Annotated in this window: 17 protein-coding genes; 15 read left to right on the top strand and 2 right to left on the bottom strand. The window is 56.6% G+C overall.

Going from position 1 to position 15391, the window contains the following annotated elements; all coding sequences use genetic code 11:
- From D1841_RS07110 to D1841_RS07065, 10 genes are all read left to right on the top strand, one after another.
- Positions 1–918 (top strand): siphovirus ReqiPepy6 Gp37-like family protein (locus tag D1841_RS07110; RefSeq protein ID WP_161880191.1); only part of this gene is annotated, 918 nt, incomplete at its 5' end.
- A gap of 12 nt (positions 919–930) precedes the next feature.
- Positions 931–1821: a hypothetical protein gene (locus tag D1841_RS07105; RefSeq protein WP_160642532.1), complete on the top strand. Its 891-nt coding sequence runs from the start codon at positions 931–933 to the stop codon at positions 1819–1821.
- 228 nt (positions 1822–2049) lie between these two features.
- A complete protein-coding gene (locus D1841_RS07100; protein ID WP_160642531.1) occupies positions 2050–2454 on the top strand; it encodes a four helix bundle protein in 405 nt (134 codons plus the stop codon).
- Positions 2455–2802: 348 nt separating this feature from the next.
- A complete protein-coding gene (locus D1841_RS07095) occupies positions 2803–3885 on the top strand; it encodes a reverse transcriptase domain-containing protein (protein WP_166554238.1) in 1083 nt (360 codons plus the stop codon).
- 4 nt (positions 3886–3889) lie between these two features.
- A complete protein-coding gene (locus D1841_RS07090; RefSeq protein ID WP_161879933.1) occupies positions 3890–5626 on the top strand; it encodes a DUF6273 domain-containing protein in 1737 nt (578 codons plus the stop codon).
- Positions 5623–6162, top strand: coding sequence for a hypothetical protein (locus D1841_RS07085; protein ID WP_160642528.1), 540 nt, complete (start codon positions 5623–5625; stop codon positions 6160–6162). Before D1841_RS07090 ends, D1841_RS07085 begins: the two co-directional genes overlap by 4 nt.
- Positions 6163–6166: 4 nt before the next feature.
- Positions 6167–6463 (top strand): hypothetical protein, encoded by a 297-nt coding sequence (locus D1841_RS07080; protein WP_160642527.1) that lies wholly within the window; start codon positions 6167–6169, stop codon positions 6461–6463.
- A 6-nt stretch (positions 6464–6469) separates the two neighbouring features.
- The gene (locus D1841_RS07075) at positions 6470–7366 is read left to right on the top strand and encodes an N-acetylmuramoyl-L-alanine amidase (protein WP_160642526.1); all 897 of its coding nucleotides are present in this window, start codon (positions 6470–6472) and stop codon (positions 7364–7366) included.
- Positions 7367–7406: 40 nt separating this feature from the next.
- A complete protein-coding gene (locus D1841_RS07070; RefSeq protein ID WP_160642525.1) occupies positions 7407–7841 on the top strand; it encodes a hypothetical protein in 435 nt (144 codons plus the stop codon).
- Positions 7842–7908: 67 nt separating this feature from the next.
- Positions 7909–8574, top strand: coding sequence for a peptidoglycan-binding protein (locus D1841_RS07065; RefSeq protein WP_160642524.1), 666 nt, complete (start codon positions 7909–7911; stop codon positions 8572–8574).
- Between the two features lie 88 nt (positions 8575–8662).
- Here D1841_RS07065 and D1841_RS07060 read toward each other — a convergent pair whose 3' ends face one another.
- Positions 8663–9604 carry an HIRAN domain-containing protein gene (locus D1841_RS07060; protein WP_160642523.1) on the bottom strand — a complete coding sequence of 314 codons (942 nt, stop codon included), beginning with the start codon at positions 9602–9604 and terminating at the stop codon, positions 8663–8665.
- 138 nt (positions 9605–9742) lie between these two features.
- Here D1841_RS07060 and D1841_RS07055 point away from each other — a divergent pair, with 138 nt between their 5' ends.
- From D1841_RS07055 to D1841_RS07035, 5 genes are all read left to right on the top strand, one after another.
- On the top strand, positions 9743–9988 hold the full coding sequence (locus D1841_RS07055; protein ID WP_160642522.1) for a helix-turn-helix transcriptional regulator: 246 nt from the start codon (positions 9743–9745) through the stop codon (positions 9986–9988).
- Between the two features lie 110 nt (positions 9989–10098).
- Complete coding sequence (locus tag D1841_RS07050; RefSeq protein WP_160642521.1) at positions 10099–10272, top strand: type II toxin-antitoxin system HicA family toxin; 174 nt, start codon at positions 10099–10101, stop codon at positions 10270–10272.
- 52 nt (positions 10273–10324) lie between these two features.
- Positions 10325–10723, top strand: coding sequence for a type II toxin-antitoxin system HicB family antitoxin (locus D1841_RS07045; RefSeq protein WP_160642520.1), 399 nt, complete (start codon positions 10325–10327; stop codon positions 10721–10723).
- Between the two features lie 63 nt (positions 10724–10786).
- Positions 10787–11827, top strand: a complete 1041-nt coding sequence (locus tag D1841_RS07040) for an IS30 family transposase (RefSeq protein WP_161879936.1) — start codon at positions 10787–10789, stop codon at positions 11825–11827.
- A gap of 167 nt (positions 11828–11994) precedes the next feature.
- A complete protein-coding gene (locus D1841_RS07035) occupies positions 11995–14646 on the top strand; it encodes a hypothetical protein (RefSeq protein ID WP_160642517.1) in 2652 nt (883 codons plus the stop codon).
- 76 nt (positions 14647–14722) lie between these two features.
- Here the strand turns inward: D1841_RS07035 and pyrE are convergent, their stop codons facing one another.
- Positions 14723–15388, bottom strand: a complete 666-nt coding sequence (gene pyrE / locus D1841_RS07030) for an orotate phosphoribosyltransferase (protein WP_160642516.1) — start codon at positions 15386–15388, stop codon at positions 14723–14725.
- Between the last annotated feature and the right edge of the window lie 3 nt (positions 15389–15391).

Here is a 15391-nt window from a genome sequence, read left to right as displayed (position 1 = left end):
TATGTGAACATAAGCAAGAATTCGCAGGGCCTTGAAGAAATCGAAGTGCAGGGCAAATTTATCACGCAATGGATCGGGAAGCGCATTGTGCGCGATCAGATAACGGCAACGAGCGGGACGCAGGATATTCTATACCGGATCGTCCGGGAAAATATCATTTCCCCACGGGTTGCCGCCCGCCGCATTCCGAATATTCTTCTTGACCCGCTGGACGTGGACACCGGAAGCGGCAGGATCAACTACACGTCCGAAGCCTTTATAAACGCGCTTTTGGCCGTGGAAACGGCGGCGAAGGCGGCAAAGCTGGGCTTCCGTTCCCGTTCCGATGTGCGCACGGGAAAGCACTATTTCAGCGTATACGCTGGCCGCAACCTGACCGCAGATCAGACGGAAAACCCGCCTTGTATCTTTTCGCAGGAATTCGACAACATCACAGAGCAGGAATACACAAACAGCGTTGAAAACCTGAAAACAACCGCATACGTGGGCGGCGAAGAGGTAGAACCGCGGGTTGTGGCCGAAGTGGGCGGCGGCGCGTCCGGCCTTGACCGTGAAGAAATCTTTGTGAATGCAACGGATATTACGAAGGTTTACACGGACAGCGCGCAAACAGAGATCACGCGCACGGACGCGGAATATTTGGCGTGCCTCTTGGAGCGGGGCGCGTCGGAGCTGGAACAATACGCCGAAACATTGAGCTTTTCCAGCAAGATCAACACGCACGCAAACCTGAAATACCGCGAAGATTACGATTTAGGCGACAGGGTGACGTGCGTTAATAAACGCTGGGGTATCAAGATCAACGTGCGTATTACCGAAGTGTCCGAAACTTACCAACAGAACATTGAAGAAATCGACATTACTTTTGGTGAGAGCTTGCCCGCCCTGCTTACACAGATACGGCAAATTGCAAAGTAAAGGGGTGAAAACATGGAAAAATCAAGTTTTTTCAATTCCGTTTCCCATGATCGCGTATACCGCGCGGAGGAATGGGCCGAATACTTCGCTTCATTCATCGGCAACGGCGTGTTCCCCGTTCCGTCCAACAATCTTCAAGTGGTGGCGGGTTCGGGAATGGTTGTGACCGTGAAGGCGGGCAAGGCGTGGATCAACGGCTATTTCTATCACAATACGGGCGATCTTTCCCTTACGCTTCCGGTTGCGGACGGCGTGTTGAACCGGATTGACCGAATTGTTGTGCGCTGGGACTTGACGGAACGGTTAATTTCCGTTGTGGTGAAGTCTTCCGTGCCGTCCGCGTCGCCCACGCCGCCCGCATTGCAGAGGGACGCGGACGCATACGAATTGTGCCTTGCGGACATTACCACGGGCGCGGGCGTTACGGCCATATCGCAGGCCGTCATAACGGATCGCCGCCTTGATCCTTCCCTTTGCGGCGTGGTGGCGGGCGTGGTGGATCAGATAGACACCGCCGCGTTTAATGCACAGCTTGAAGCGTGGTTTTCAGACTACAAGGGGCAGAGCCTTCAAGAGTTCAACGATCTTGTGTCCTATATGGAAAGTTTGGAGCTTTTGGGGGATCAGCAGTACAACGCCCTGCAAGCCTACATGAACGCGTTTAAGCTGGAAGCGGAAAACGACTTCAACGCATGGTTTGCTTCGGTGAAGAACGTGCTTGACGAAGACACCGCAGGCCATTTGGTGAACATGATACAGAGCAACACCGCGCGCATTGAGTTGATCGAAGCCGTGCTTTTCAATGACATAACGGCAAACCCGTTCTTGATCCTCTTTGACGATCTGGACGGCGTGGTATCAACGGGCGTATGGAACGCGGCGTTGCGCCGGATCGAATGTTGACGCGGTGCGCTTGCACGGGCGCGGAATTATCGTGCATAATCGGCAACATCTTCACAGAGCTTCGCCCGCCGTGCGAAATGTGCGGCGGTTCGGCGGCGGTGGTGCTTTGCGGCGTTACGCCGTCCGGCAACGCGGCCACGCTGACAATCACGGCGGCGGGCTTCGATTTTGAGGGGTGCGCCGAAGATACCGCGATTTTGGAGCGGATCAGGAAAGGACGGTGCTTGAATGCAGGGACAGGAGCGGGAACGCAAAGAGCCTTCCGAATTCAACGTGATTGTGAAGGCGAAAGACCTTGTAAAGCATACCTTCACGATCACCAACAGCACGGAGCGTTACCCGAAGAAATACCGCTTTACGCTGGTGAACCGCATTCAGGATAAAGCGGTTGACATTTACGAAATGACGCTTGAAGCGAACGAATTAGATTTGCGGCAAGCGGACGAATTCAGACAACGGCAGAGGCTTCAAGCGCGGGCAATGACCTATTGCAAGGAGCTTCTATTTTTTATTGAGCTTTCGCAGGAAATGGGCTTTATATCAATGAAAAGTTGCAACTTCTGGTCGAAGCTGGTTCTTGATGTAAAGTACATGGTGGCCGCGTGGAAGAAGCGGGACAAAACGAGAGCTTAGAAAACCGTTCGGGGAACACTTTGTAGGTTCTTCTTTTCCTTTTGCACGCCCCGCCGCCGAATTCCGGCAATTCGTACAACGTGCGCAATGTCAATTCTTCGGGCGCGCTGAACAACAACAACGCGTACAACGGCAACAGGGGCGTGCGCCCGCTTCGGTGGATCATTCGACAGAGTAGGCCGAAGAATTCAGCTTGCGCCGAATTCTGGCCGAAAACACAATACCACCATCAAAGGAAAGTGTTTCCCTTCCCTGCTATCCACAGCAGGGATAAATACAAGATTGCCGATACCGGAGCATGGCCGCAAGGCTTGGCCGAGGTTACACACGGCAAGGAGCTTTTTATAAATGACGGACTTTGAAAAAGTATGGAATTTTGAAAATCTATACCGCGCATACCGGAAGGCACGGCGCGGCAAACGCTGGAAGGGAGCGGCGGCGAAGTTTGAAGTAAACTTGCTGGAAGCCTTGCACCTTTTAAGCGCGCAGTTACGGGCGAAAACTTACCGCCTTTCCCCATACAACACGTTCAAGGTGTACGAGCCGAAAGAACGCATTGTAATGTCGAACAGCTACAAAGACAAGGTTGTGCAACACGCCCTATGCGACAACGTGTTAGGGCCGCGGGTTTTGCCGTCCTTCATCAAGGATAATTACGCGTCGCAGGAAGGCAAAGGAACACACTTCGGGCTTGAACGTCTGGAAGAGTTCATGCGGCGGTTTTACCGGAAGAAGGGCGTTGACGGCTGGGTGCTGAAAGGCGACATTCGCAAATACTTCTATTCGATCCGGCACGACGTTTTGAAGGAGCTTGTGCGGAAGTATGTTGACGATCCCGAATGCTTGTGGTTGCTGGACATGATTATAGACAGCACGGAAGGCAACGTAGGAATTCCGATCGGCAATCAATCTTCACAGCTTTTCGCCCTGCTTTATCTTTCGCCGCTGGATCACTTCATCAAGGAAAAATTGGGAGTGAAATTCTATGGCCGCTATATGGACGATTTTTATTTGATCCATGAAGACAAGGAATATTTGCGCTATTGCTGGAAGGAGATTGAAAGACGTGTAAACGAAATAGGGCTTTCGCTGAATGAGAAAACGGCCATATACCCGTTGAAAAACGGGATTGATTTTTTAGGCTTCCATACATATTTGACGGAAACGGGCGCGGTGATCCGCAAGGTGCGCCGGAAGTCAAAGAGCAACGCCCGCCGCAAGGTGAAGAAATTGTGCGGGCTGATGGAGGCCGGAAAGATCGAGCCGGACACCGTGAAGCAATCATACCAGAGTTGGCGCGGCCACGCGGCGAAAGGGAATTGCTATCACTTGATCCGCAAAATGGATCAGCATTTCAACAAATACTTCAACAAGGCCGCCGCCGCGCTGAAAGAGCGTGACGGCGGTTCAATTTCAGAAAAGGGGGAATGAAGGAATGTCAAAGGCTTTAAGTTCGCTTGCCGTGGGCGCAACGATCGAAGTTCCTGTAAAGGCGGCGTTTCAATCGCTGTTAGGGGCAACGGTTGTTTTTAAGGTAGCAGACAAAAATCATTCAGGCTATCCGGCGAATTCGGTAACGCTGATAACTGACAAAATCCCGATCTTGCTTGCGTTTGACGCAATGGAAGCGGCCAACAGCGACGGCAACCGCAGAAGCTACGGCAACAACCGTTATTTGTACGCAAACCTCATTCAATGGCTGAACAGCACAGCGGCGGCGGGCAAGTGGTACAGCGCAAAGCACAGCGCAGACGCGCCGCCCACGGCGGCTAACGTTTGGAGCAATCACAATCCGTATTCCGACAAGGCGGGCTTCCTTGCAATGCTTGATGATCGCTTTGTTGCCGCCCTGCTGGAAACAACGGTAACGGTGGCAAAAAACACCGTTACGGACGGCGGGAGCTACGAAACCGTAAAGGCGAAAATGCACCTTCCGTCAACTACGGAAGTAGGGCTTGCAAACGAAAACAACATTGCCGAAGGCGTGAAGCTGGCCTTGTTTTCCGACAACACAAGCCGCCTTGCATACCCGACAGCGGAATGCGTGAAAAACAGCACGTACACAAACAGCAGTTTGAATGCTACGGCGGCGTGGTATTACTGGCTTCGCACGCCGGATTCCGGCGATTCGTGCAGCGTGCGCAATGTCATTTCTTCGGGCGCGCTGAGCAACGGCCGCGCGTACTACGGCAGCCGGGGCGTGCGCCCGCTTTGTAATCTTAATTCTTCAATCTTGGTATCTGACAGCACCAACGCAAAGGGGAATTATGAATTTCAATGGAACGCCGCGCCGTCTACGCCGTCCGGCGTTTCCGTTCCGGCGAATTGTTACAGCGGGCAGAAGATCGCGGTATCGTGGGGAGCTTCCACCGATCCGGAGGGCGACGCGATCACCTATATTTTGGAGCGCGCCACAAACAACGGAAGTTATACACAGGTGGCGGCGACAGCCGCCCGCACATTTGAAGAAAATGTGTCTACAAGCTGGAACACGGTAAAATACCGCGTGAAGGCGCGGGACAGCGTGGGCAATGAAAGCGCATATATCACTTCCAGCCCGTCCGCGGTGATCCACAATCAGCCGCCCACAATTTCCGGGCAGAACGCCGATCTTGGGACGAAGCGGGAGGGCTTTTCCTACGCTTACACCGTGGACGATCCGGACGGCGACATAGTGACCGTTGTTGAAAAGGTGGACGGAAAGACCTTGAAGACGCACACGCCCACGCTTGGAAAGTCTGTAAACCTGACGTTGGCCGGGAATGATTTTACGTCGCTGACGAATGCGGCGCACACAATCACGATCACGGCCACAGACAGCGCAGGCAATTCGGCGGTGCGCACGCTGACCTTCACAAAGGCGATCAACGGCTTTGTGATCTATCTTTCCGTGCCGCTGGAAGCAACGCAACAGCCGAAGCGGGCGAACGTGGTTGTTACGCGGAATATTCCCGCGGGCGGCACGTTCAAGGTGGAAGTGACAAACAATCCCTTTGATCCTTCCCCCGCGTGGGAGGATTGCACGAACGCGGTTTTGCAGGGCGTGGCGCACGTCTTCGAGAACACGGAAAACGCGGCGGTGCAGTACGGCCTAAACGTCCGCGTGACCGTGGGCCGCGGCGAAGCCCTTTCCGAATGCTGGGTATCTTCGATTGGGGGTAATTTTGAATGAGCGTGACACATAGGCCGGACAAGCCGGACAACACGGAAGAGTTGAAGAAGGAGCTTCGGGAAGTGAAGGCGGCGGGCGACAGCACCGCCGCCTTGCTTTCCCTTTCCTTCAAGGCGCAGATCGTGGGGGATCGCGCCGCAGGCACGGGGGCCATTTCTGACGAAATGATCCTTGCTTCGGCGGCGGTGGTAGATTATCCGGAATTCATAGATAATCACGCCTATAACACCGTGGGCGAGATTATAAAGGCGGGCGGCCTGTTGTTTGAGATCGTCGCCCCGCACACGTCCAATGCCGCCGCCTTCCCCGTGGCAACTACCTTCGCGTATTACCGCCTTGTGGAGCTGGCGCACACAGGCGCGGCAGATGATCCGATCCCATATCCGGAAACCGCGGGCGTGCTGGTAGCCGTGAAGAGCGGCCTATATTACAGCTATAAAGGCGCAGTTTACAAGGCGGCGGGAGATATGCCGAATTGCGTATACCCGCCTGACACGCCGGGTATGTGGCAATGGGAGCGAGTGGAAAGGGGGTGAAATCGTGGAACAGCTTTTAACGGTGCTTTCGGTGGTTAGTACGGTTTGCGCAATCGTCTTCGGCTATGCCGCCTTCGCCCGCAACAGGAAGAGCGACACAGAGAGCGAAGCAAAGAGCGACGCGACGGTATTAACCGAAATCGGCTATATCAAAGGCGGCATTGATGATATTAAGGCCGAACAGCGGGAACAGCGAAAGACCAACACGGAGTTTATGGAACGGCTGGTTGCCGTGGAAGCGTCCGCGAAGCAGGCGCACAAGCGGCTTGACACACTGGAAAATCACGTAAACGGAGGATAAAGCAAAATGAGCAACAGCAATTTGATTTGTTATACCAAAATTTCACCGAACAAGACAAGCCCGCGCAATCACAAGATCGACACCATTTCTATTCATTGCATGGCGGGCGATCTTTCCGTTGAAACGTGCGGGAACGTCTTTGCGCCGTCTTCCCGGCAGGCTTCCAGCAACTACGGGATCGGGAGCGACGGGCGCATAGCAATGTATGTTGAGGAAAAGGATCGTTCGTGGTGTACGTCTTCCGCGTCCAATGACAACCGCGCCGTTACGATCGAGGTTGCAAACGACGGCGGCGCGGAAACAGGGTGGCACGTGTCCGACAAGGCATATAAAGCCCTGCTTGACCTTGTGACGGATATTTGCCGCCGCAACGGGATCAAGCGGCTTCTTTGGAAGGGCGACAAGGCGTTGATCGGACAGGTGGACAAGCAGAACATGACCGTTCACCGCTGGTTTGCGGCGAAGGCGTGTCCTGGCGATTATCTGTATAACCTTCACGGGCAGATCGCCGCAGAGGTAAACAAGCGGTTAGGCGTGCCGGAGGAAACGCCCGCCCCCGCGCCGGAGCCGAAGACGCTTTACCGCGTCCAGATCGGCGCGTACAGCGTCAAGGCCAACGCCGAAGCCTGCTTGCAGAAGGCAAAGGCCGCAGGCTTCGCGGACGCGTTCATAGTGGAGGAAAGCAAGGGGCAGGCCGCCGCGCCCGCCCCCGCCCCGCAGATTACCGCGGGAAGCACCGTGCGCGTGAAGGAGGGCGCGAAGACCTACACGGGCGGCGGGCTTGCCTCTTTCGTCTATGGCCGCGATCATACCGTGAAAGAAATTTCCGGCGATCGGGCCGTTATCACCTTCGGCGGCGTAGTGGTGGCCGCCGTCAAGCTGGCCGATCTTACGCTTGTATGAGCGTATGCGGATAAATAAAAGAAAGTGAGGAAACGAAAACATGAACAACGCAATTATTCTTCTGGTGGTGCTGGCCGCGGTGCTGGCGGTATTCGGCGGGCTGGCCGTGGTGATCCCGCGGTTGGTTCAGAAGGGGATCAACCTTTCCGGCGTGCTGGCAGGCACGGGGACGGTGCTTGACACCGCGGATTGTGTGGTTGACACCTTAAAGACCTTCCTTCCCGGCAATGAGGTAATCGCTTTTATTGACCGCGTGATCGGGTGGGCGCAGAAGGCGGCAGAGGCCGCGGAACAGCTTTATAAAACAAGCAAGATCGAAGAGGCACAGCGGAAGGACGAAGCAACGCGGCTTGTGTATGAGTTTATCGCCGCGGCGGGGGTGGAGCTTGACGGCGACATGAAGAAAATTGTTGATGGCGCGATTGAAGCCGCCGTTTTCGCCCTTCCGAAGACGCACACGGAACAGCGTACATAAAGCCCGCGCCCCCGCTGGCCGTTCGCTTCGGCGGCGGGGGCCTATTCTTTAAGGGAGGTTGCACACAATGAGCGAAAAGCAGACCACAGCGAAGAAGAAGCCGGGACGGAAGCCGAAGGCAGACAAAACCGCCGCGCCCGTCGAGCGGGACAAGGTAGAAGAGCGGCAGGCCGCCGCCACGCCCGCCGCGGGCGCGGAAACAGGAAACGCCCACGCCCCCGAAACGGGCAACGCTTCGGAGCCTTCCCCGTCCGCAGGCGGCGGCAGTAACGAAACCGCCGAAGCCGATAACAGAAACGGCGGGGCCGTGGGCGAAAGCGGCGCGCCGGATAACGGATCGGGCGGAAGCGGCGAAAATACGGAACAAGCCGCCCATGCGCCGGATCAGAACGGCGATATTCCGGAACAGAGCGAAGAGGGAGCGGCGCAGGCCGCCCCCAAAGCTGGCGGCGGTGGAGCCGCGGAAGAGGAAAAAGCCCCCGCCGCGGAAGGCTGGGCGGTTGCCCGCGTCCTGAAAATTACAAAACCGCTTATGAAGGGCGAAGACGTGAAGGCCCTGCAAGCCGCCTTGATCGCCCGCGGGTATCATTGCGGCGCGTCCGGCGCAAGTGGTGTGTATGAGCGCAACACGGCCTATGCCGTGCGGTGCTTTCAGGCCGCAAACCGTCTTATTGTGGACGGCAGGGCCGGACGCTTCACCGTGGCCGCGTTGGGCGGCACATGGAACGGGTAACACCCGCCCCATTTACTGAACGCATAGAGAAGCCCCCGTGCTGGCCGTTATCGGCTGGCACGGGGGCTTTTTTCGTTTGTGTGCGGGGTTATCCTTCTGTTGGGAAAAGTGCTACATAAACAGTGTACTTGTCTTTTTCGCTATCGTAGTCAATGCGATCAATGAAGGCTTTTGCGCCTGCTTCAAGCAGTGCTTCGGCTGATTTTGGGAAATAGCCTATATCCCCGCCGATAGTGGCTAAATACTTGCCCTTCGTGTAATCGAATTCATATTCTACGCCGTCGCCCTTTTCGTATATTGATAGGCTGGATAACATATCGTCGCTAACGCGCCCGGAAAGTCGGAAGACCTTTGCTTTTTTGTTGTCCTGCAAAAGTGTTTTACCTTCCGTCGCGGGCTTTTTTGTTTTCACATAAAAACCCAAAAGCATTTGAAGGCTTCCAGAGCCAAGGCGCGTAATAATGCCTATCGCGTCGCCCCCACGGGCGCGGAAGTCGTGATACATGGCTTGAAGCTGGTTTGCTGGAAGATAGCCGCGCTTGATACCATCATAGAAAATTGCAACGGCTTTCGGGTCGTGTTCGTTGTCGGGTTCTGGTACAAAGTCAATCATTTTTCCGATCGAAAGCCCGTCACATTCATAATGTGCGCTTCCGGCTATGTTGACTTCGGAATACTTATACTTCAACTCATATCCGGAAACCGCGGGGAGAACTGGCACGGCGGGGGTTGCCGCGGGCGGGGCTTCCGGTTGCTTCGGCGCAGGCGGGGCAATGGTAGCCGCGGGGATATTCGGCCTTGCTGGTTCAGGCGGCGCGACGGGAGCGGAATTTGACAAAGGCGAGCTTTCTGGCTTCATTGCGGGCGGCGTTTTCTTCTTCCGCAATCCGAAAAAGATCAGCACAGCGGCAAGCGCAAGGCCGCAAACGCCGGAAGCTATGTCGCCTTCGGCAAAAAGGATTATTGCCGCGGCCAGACAGAGAGGCGAACAGGACAGAAGAACAATTCGGATCAGTTTGCTTTTTTTCATAGTTTGAATAGCCCCTTTCATATTTTGGCAACAGGCCGGAACGCGGTTTGTGTTCTGACCTTTAACACGATTATACCGCAAAAATGCGCTAAAGTAAAGAATAGCGCTGATGATTAACACAGAAAGGGGCGAAGGCAGGTGAAAATATACGATTATCACGGGAAGAAGAATGTTTCAGGGGACAGAATACGGGAAGCACGGCTAAAGCGGCGGCTTACGCAAGAAGACCTTGCGGCAAAGTTGCAGATCGAAGGTGTGATTATGGAGCGGGACAGCGTTTCCAGAATGGAGATCGGCACGCGCTTTGTGACCGATTATGAATTGATGGTGCTTTCAAAGGTGCTTGGCGTGTCTACGCAATGGCTTGTCGGGTTGGAAGAATGAAAAAGCGGCGGGATAACCCGCCGTTTCTGCATTTTTTCGCATTTATTTTCCTGAAAGCTATTGACATATACACATTTATTGTGTATAATGGGGGAATAGGAGGGCGGGACATGAAAACAAAAGACCTCATAGCATTATTAGAAAAGAATGGTTGGAAGTTCAAACGGCACGGTGCAAACCATGACATATACGTAAAAGGAAAAGAACGTGAAAGCGTGGTACGGCACAGAGAAACGGACGAAGAATTAGCAAGGGCAATCATACGGCGGCGGGGGCTACAATAAGCCCCCGCGCTACGGCAAACAATATATCATAAAATAATTTGGAGGTATTCACATGAAAGCGGCATACCCTATTGTTATGAGCAAAGGAGCAAAACATATCATTGTGTTTGTGCCTGATTTCAACATCAACACGCAAGGGACGGACTATGCGGACGCTATGGAAATGGCGCGGGACGCAATCGGCATTATGGGAATTGATATGGAAGACGAAAAAGAGGCAATCCCGCGCCCCTCTGACGTTGCGGGAATTTCAAAAGAACACGAAGAAGACGTTATAACGCTGGTTGACGTGGATTTTTCGGAATATCGCAGGAAGAACGATATGCGGACGGTACGCCGCAATGTTTCTTTGCCTTCTTGGCTGAATGCGGAAGCAGACAAGGCGGGCGTAAACGTATCTGCCATTCTTCAAGCGGCCTTGAAGCAGGAATTACAAATAACGGGGCGATAAATAAACGAAGGCGTAGGGGGCGGGAAACCGCCCCCTTTTTTCTGTTTTATGGAGGTTTACAACATGGGACACTGTTTCAGCCATTTAACAAAAACAGACCGTTACAAGCTGGAAGCCGCATTGCTGGCCGGGGAAAAGCCGCAGACAATCGCGGATAGATTGCACGTACACGTTAGCACCATATATCGGGAAAAGAACCGCGCACGCATGAAGCAGTTGACAACTGATCTTGTGGAAGTGGATCGCTATAATCCGGACGAAGCACATAGGCGTTACCGTGAAAACCTATCGAAGAAGGGCGCAGACCTGAAAATAGGGAACGATCGCGCCCTTGCGGAATATCTGGAAAAGAAGGTGGTGGAAGAAGGTTATTCCCCCGCCGCCGCTCTTGCGTCCATTGAGATTGAAGGGAAGATGTTTTCAACGTCTATTTGTGTAGGCACATTTTACAACTACATAACAAAGGGCGTATTCCTTCGCCTGACGAACGCGGACTTGCCGGAAAAACCGAAACGCAAGCGGCCATATCACACAGTTAAAACAGTGAAGCGCGCGCCGAAAGGTGAAAGCATAGAGAAACGCCCCGCCGAAGTGGACGCGCGGGAAGATGTGGGACATTGGGAAATGGACACCGTTTATTCAAAAAAGAAGAGTTCAAAGAAAACCCTTCTTGTGCTGACCGAACGGAAAAGCCGTCTTCCCATTATGGAGCTAATGCCGGATCGGACGGCTGACAGCGTGGTTGCCGCTCTTGATCGCATAGAAAGGCGTTTCGGTTCGCGCCTCTTCCGGTTGATTTTCCGCACGATCACCGTTGACAACGGCGGGGAATTCGCGGACGTGGAACGGCTGGAACGTTCCGCGCTGACGATGGGAAAGCGCACAAAGGTTTACTATTGTCACCCATACAGCAGTTACGAGCGGGGAAGCAATGAGAACGAAAACAAAATGATACGGCGGCACTTCCCGAAAGGAACGGACTTCGGGAAAGTGACCGCCGCAGAAGTCAAGCGCGCGGAAAGCTGGATTGCCAACTATCCACGTAAAATTTTAGGTTGGAAAACGTCTGAAATGCTCTTCCGTGAAGCCGTCGCCGCCCTATGAAAAAAATATTTCAAATTTTTTCGCATTTACTCTTGACATTTCCGCGCTGTGTTTGCGGCGGCGGTTTCCCTGGGTCAAGCCATCCCGGGCTTATGCTTATTTTTCCTGCCAGCGGGACGATATCTATGTTATAGGATTATAGGCATTGCTGGAAGGAGGAGCAGCGGATGGGAGAATTGAGAGTGCGCAGGAACAGGGGCTTTGCGCCGCCCCGCTATGAAGGGACGGCAAAAACGGAAAAGCAGGCAGGCTCTGCCTCTGTGCGGCAGGCGGGCACAAAGCCGGGCGTGGCGGTTTCCGACACCCTGCGGCAGTTGGCGGCCCGTATCAGCCAGTCGGCAGGCCAGGTGCAGCAGGCAAAGCGGGGCCTGCTGGGCGGGGAAGCCGCCCTGGCGGAGGTCCGGGACGCCTTAAGCCGCATGGAAAGCCTGGCCCAGAAGGCCGCCGGGGGAACAGCGGAGGACTCCGACGCCCTGCAGGCCCAATTGGAGGAGCTTTCCAAGCAGGTAGACCGGGTGATCCGCAGCGCTGTAGACGCGGGGTTCTTCCAGGCGGACGCGCCTCTCCCGGGGGAAGGGGAAAACGCGGCAAGCCTGCCCGGCTGGCTGCTGGGGGGCATGGCTTCCGCCCCGCCGGACAAGGAAACGCTTCTGGCGGCCCTGGGCCTGGATGCCGCTGCCACTGGCCGGGAAGTCCTGGAGGCCCTGAGCAGGCTTTCTTTGGAGGACAGCTCTGCCGCGGGCTGTCTGGCTTCCCTTTACTTAGGCTCTGTCATTGCCGGGGGCGGCTCCCAAGAGGCCCTGGATCCAGCCCTGGCGGCAGAGGGCCTGCAAAAGCTTTTAGAGGCCATAGCAAAAGGCGCTTCGCCGGATCAGGCTGTTGAGAGCCTGACAGGAGGCAGATTCACCAGCCTTGCCGACTTCCAGGAGCAGTTCACCACAGGTGCGGCCCCGGGCCTTCAGTCCTTTTTAACGGATCTGCTGCTGCCGGCAGAGGGCGGGGCCGCCGATCCCGGCATACCCCCTGCCCTCCTGCTGCCTGGCGGCGGCAGCGGGGACGGCCTTTCCCTGCTGTTAAACCTGCTGGCCTCCCTGGAGGGCCTGGAGACAGATCTTCCCCTGGGCGCGGGTGGAGACAGCCTGCTTACGCAGCCCTTCCCCCTGCCTGGGGAGGCGGGCCAGCCGGAAGCCCAAAGCCAGCCCCCTGCCTTTCAGGGGGAGTCCCTGGAAGCGGCGGGGGTTCGGGCTGTGGGCGCCACCCTTTCCGGCGTTTCCTTTGACCCCCAAACAGGCGTGCTTACAGCAGCCGGGGACATGCCCCTGCTCCTGCAGGGGACTGGCGGCCAGGCCCCCGCCCTGCGCCTTGCAGGCCCGGGGATGGTGGTTCTGCGGGGGGCGTCCATTCCGCAGCTAACCGTCCAAACACCCCAGGCGCGGCTTCAAAGCCAGGGGGGCGGCGCCCTGGGCCAGGTGCGGCTGGGCGCTGGCACATCCCTTACCCTGGAGGGGGAGGGAGTGGTGCGGATTCGCTCTTTGCAGGGCGGGGCAGGCAGCGCTCTGCGCCTGCTGGGATGTGCCGCCGCGGTGCAGGAAGAAAGCCCGGAGGGGCAGCCTGTCCCCGTTGTGCTGGACAGCGCCTCCTTCCTGCTGGGGGCAAGGCCCATGCCGGTTTACACCCCCCAGGGAGAGGCTGTGAAGCCCTTTGATCTGCTGTGGAAGGCTTTGGTGCCGGGCTGGAGCGCCTTGACCTCCCTAACGGTAGACGGCAGGCAGGCGCCCCTTTCCTGGACAAAGGGCGGCAGGCAGGAGATGGCCCGCCTCTGGCTGCCAAAGCCAGACCCTTCCCATGGCTATCCCGCCCACAGCGTACTCCTGCAGGGCCGGGACGAGGCCGGGCGGCTGCGCACCCGGTATGTATACCTGCTGTGGAGCCAGCGGGAAAGCGCTTACCAGCAGGCCCCCCTGTATCCCAACCCCTTTACTGTCACCGGGGGCGACGCCGACACAGACTGGCGCTATGAAGAGGAAAGCTGCACTTTGCGGGTGCTTACCAGCCAGGTGGACGCCATATCCGGCGGGGCGGGCACAGACCTGAACCAGCAGCCTTTCAGCGGCAGGCTGGCCCTGGCAGACGGCATCGGCGCTGTATCCCTTACCCTGGACGAGGTGGAGTGCCGGGTGGCCTCCGGGCGGGCCTTCAGCCTGGGCCGGGGCAACCAGGTGACGCTCCTGCTGCCCGACGGCACCCACAACATCTTTGAAAGCGGCCCAGGCTGCGCAGGCATCTCCCTGGGGGATGGCACCTCCCTGTGCATTGACCGGGTAAAAGGCGGCGACGGCCCTGCCGGCGCCCTTACCGCCACAGGCAGCGCCGGCAGCGCGGGCATTGGTCGGGACAGCGGCGTGGGAAAGCAGCAGACCGCCTCCATTATGATTCGCGGCGGCAGGGTTACGGCTGCGGGCAGGGGGGACGCTGCCAAAGCCCGCCCTGGCGGAGACGCGGTGCCTGGCAAGCCCCTGTCCCATCCTCCCTTGCAGGCTTTGGGTCTGGATGCGCTGGACATCTCCACCCGGGAAGCAGCCCAGGCCGCTGTGAAGGCCCTTGCCGCCGGGAAGCAGCGGATCACCCACATACAGCGGGCCTACAGCGCGCTGTACAGCCAGTTGGATCAGGCATATGGCGCCAGCCAGTACCAGGCTGTCCGGGACACAGGGGAAGCAGGCTCCCTTTTGTGGGATATGCAGAAGTCCCTTTTAGACGCGCCCCTGGCCTCTATGAGCCAGTGGGATCTGGATGGCCTGGGCCAGTTGCTGTGGTGACAAAGCCGCCTTTGAAAAATCCCCCCGCCGCAGGCGCGTGCCTGCGGCGGGGGGATTCTTAGAATGGGGGCGGCGGTCAGGGCAGGATGCAGTATTGCTCCATATAGCCCTCCATGGCCTTGAGGAGGGCCGGGGAGGTGTCCTGCTCCTGCAGGTATGCATGGATGTCCGCCACAGTCACAATGGGATGGACTTTGATGCCGAACTCCTCCTCCACCTCCATAATAGCGGTTTTGCCAGGGGTGCGGCCCACCTCGCAGCGGTCTACGCTGATGAACATGTGGGGGATGGCCACGTCGGCGCAGGCCTTCAGAAGGGGGATGGACTCCCGCAGGGCAGTCCCGGCGGTGATAACGTCCTCAATAATGAGGATCCTGTCCCCGTCCTGGGGCTTGTAGCCCACAGTAGCGCCGCCCTCCCCATGATCCTTCACCTCTTTGCGGTTGAAGAAATAGGGCTTGTCAATGTTGTGCTCCCGGTACAGGGCAATGGCGCAGGCCGAAGCCAGGGGAATGCCCTTATAGGCCGGGCCGAACATGGCGTCGAAGTCCCCGCCGGTGACGTCCGCCACCAGCCCGGCATAATAGCTTCCCAGGCGGGAAAGCTGCGCCCCGGTCTTATAGTTTCCAGTGTTCACAAAATACTGGGTGTTCCGCCCGCTTTTGGTGACAAAGTTCCCAAAGCGCAGCACCTCCGCAGACAGCATGAATGCGATAAATTCCCGTTTCTTTTCCGTCAGCATGGC

The sequence above is a fragment of the Neglectibacter sp. X4 genome (genome assembly GCF_009917365.1).
GTDB lineage: Bacteria > Bacillota > Clostridia > Oscillospirales > Acutalibacteraceae > Acutalibacter.
Note: the sequence above shows the minus strand (reverse complement) of the source record. Positions and strands in the feature narration are given on the sequence as shown.

What these genes read in the sequence shown, in the direction of transcription:
- D1841_RS07105 (WP_160642532.1), top strand. Translation starts at nt 931, where the DNA reads ATGGAAAAATCAAGTTTTTTCAATTCCGTTTCCCATGATCGCGTATAC.
- D1841_RS07100 (WP_160642531.1), top strand. Translation starts at nt 2,050, where the DNA reads ATGCAGGGACAGGAGCGGGAACGCAAAGAGCCTTCCGAATTCAACGTG.
- D1841_RS07095 (WP_166554238.1), top strand. Translation starts at nt 2,803, where the DNA reads ATGACGGACTTTGAAAAAGTATGGAATTTTGAAAATCTATACCGCGCA.
- D1841_RS07090 (WP_161879933.1), top strand. Translation starts at nt 3,890, where the DNA reads ATGTCAAAGGCTTTAAGTTCGCTTGCCGTGGGCGCAACGATCGAAGTT.
- D1841_RS07085 (WP_160642528.1), top strand. Translation starts at nt 5,623, where the DNA reads ATGAGCGTGACACATAGGCCGGACAAGCCGGACAACACGGAAGAGTTG.
- D1841_RS07075 (WP_160642526.1), top strand. Translation starts at nt 6,470, where the DNA reads ATGAGCAACAGCAATTTGATTTGTTATACCAAAATTTCACCGAACAAG.
- D1841_RS07070 (WP_160642525.1), top strand. Translation starts at nt 7,407, where the DNA reads ATGAACAACGCAATTATTCTTCTGGTGGTGCTGGCCGCGGTGCTGGCG.
- D1841_RS07065 (WP_160642524.1), top strand. Translation starts at nt 7,909, where the DNA reads ATGAGCGAAAAGCAGACCACAGCGAAGAAGAAGCCGGGACGGAAGCCG.
- D1841_RS07060 (WP_160642523.1), bottom strand. Translation starts at nt 9,604, where the DNA reads ATGAAAAAAAGCAAACTGATCCGAATTGTTCTTCTGTCCTGTTCGCCT.
- D1841_RS07050 (WP_160642521.1), top strand. Translation starts at nt 10,099, where the DNA reads ATGAAAACAAAAGACCTCATAGCATTATTAGAAAAGAATGGTTGGAAG.
- D1841_RS07045 (WP_160642520.1), top strand. Translation starts at nt 10,325, where the DNA reads ATGAAAGCGGCATACCCTATTGTTATGAGCAAAGGAGCAAAACATATC.
- D1841_RS07040 (WP_161879936.1), top strand. Translation starts at nt 10,787, where the DNA reads ATGGGACACTGTTTCAGCCATTTAACAAAAACAGACCGTTACAAGCTG.
- D1841_RS07035 (WP_160642517.1), top strand. Translation starts at nt 11,995, where the DNA reads ATGGGAGAATTGAGAGTGCGCAGGAACAGGGGCTTTGCGCCGCCCCGC.
- pyrE (WP_160642516.1), bottom strand. Translation starts at nt 15,388, where the DNA reads ATGCTGACGGAAAAGAAACGGGAATTTATCGCATTCATGCTGTCTGCG.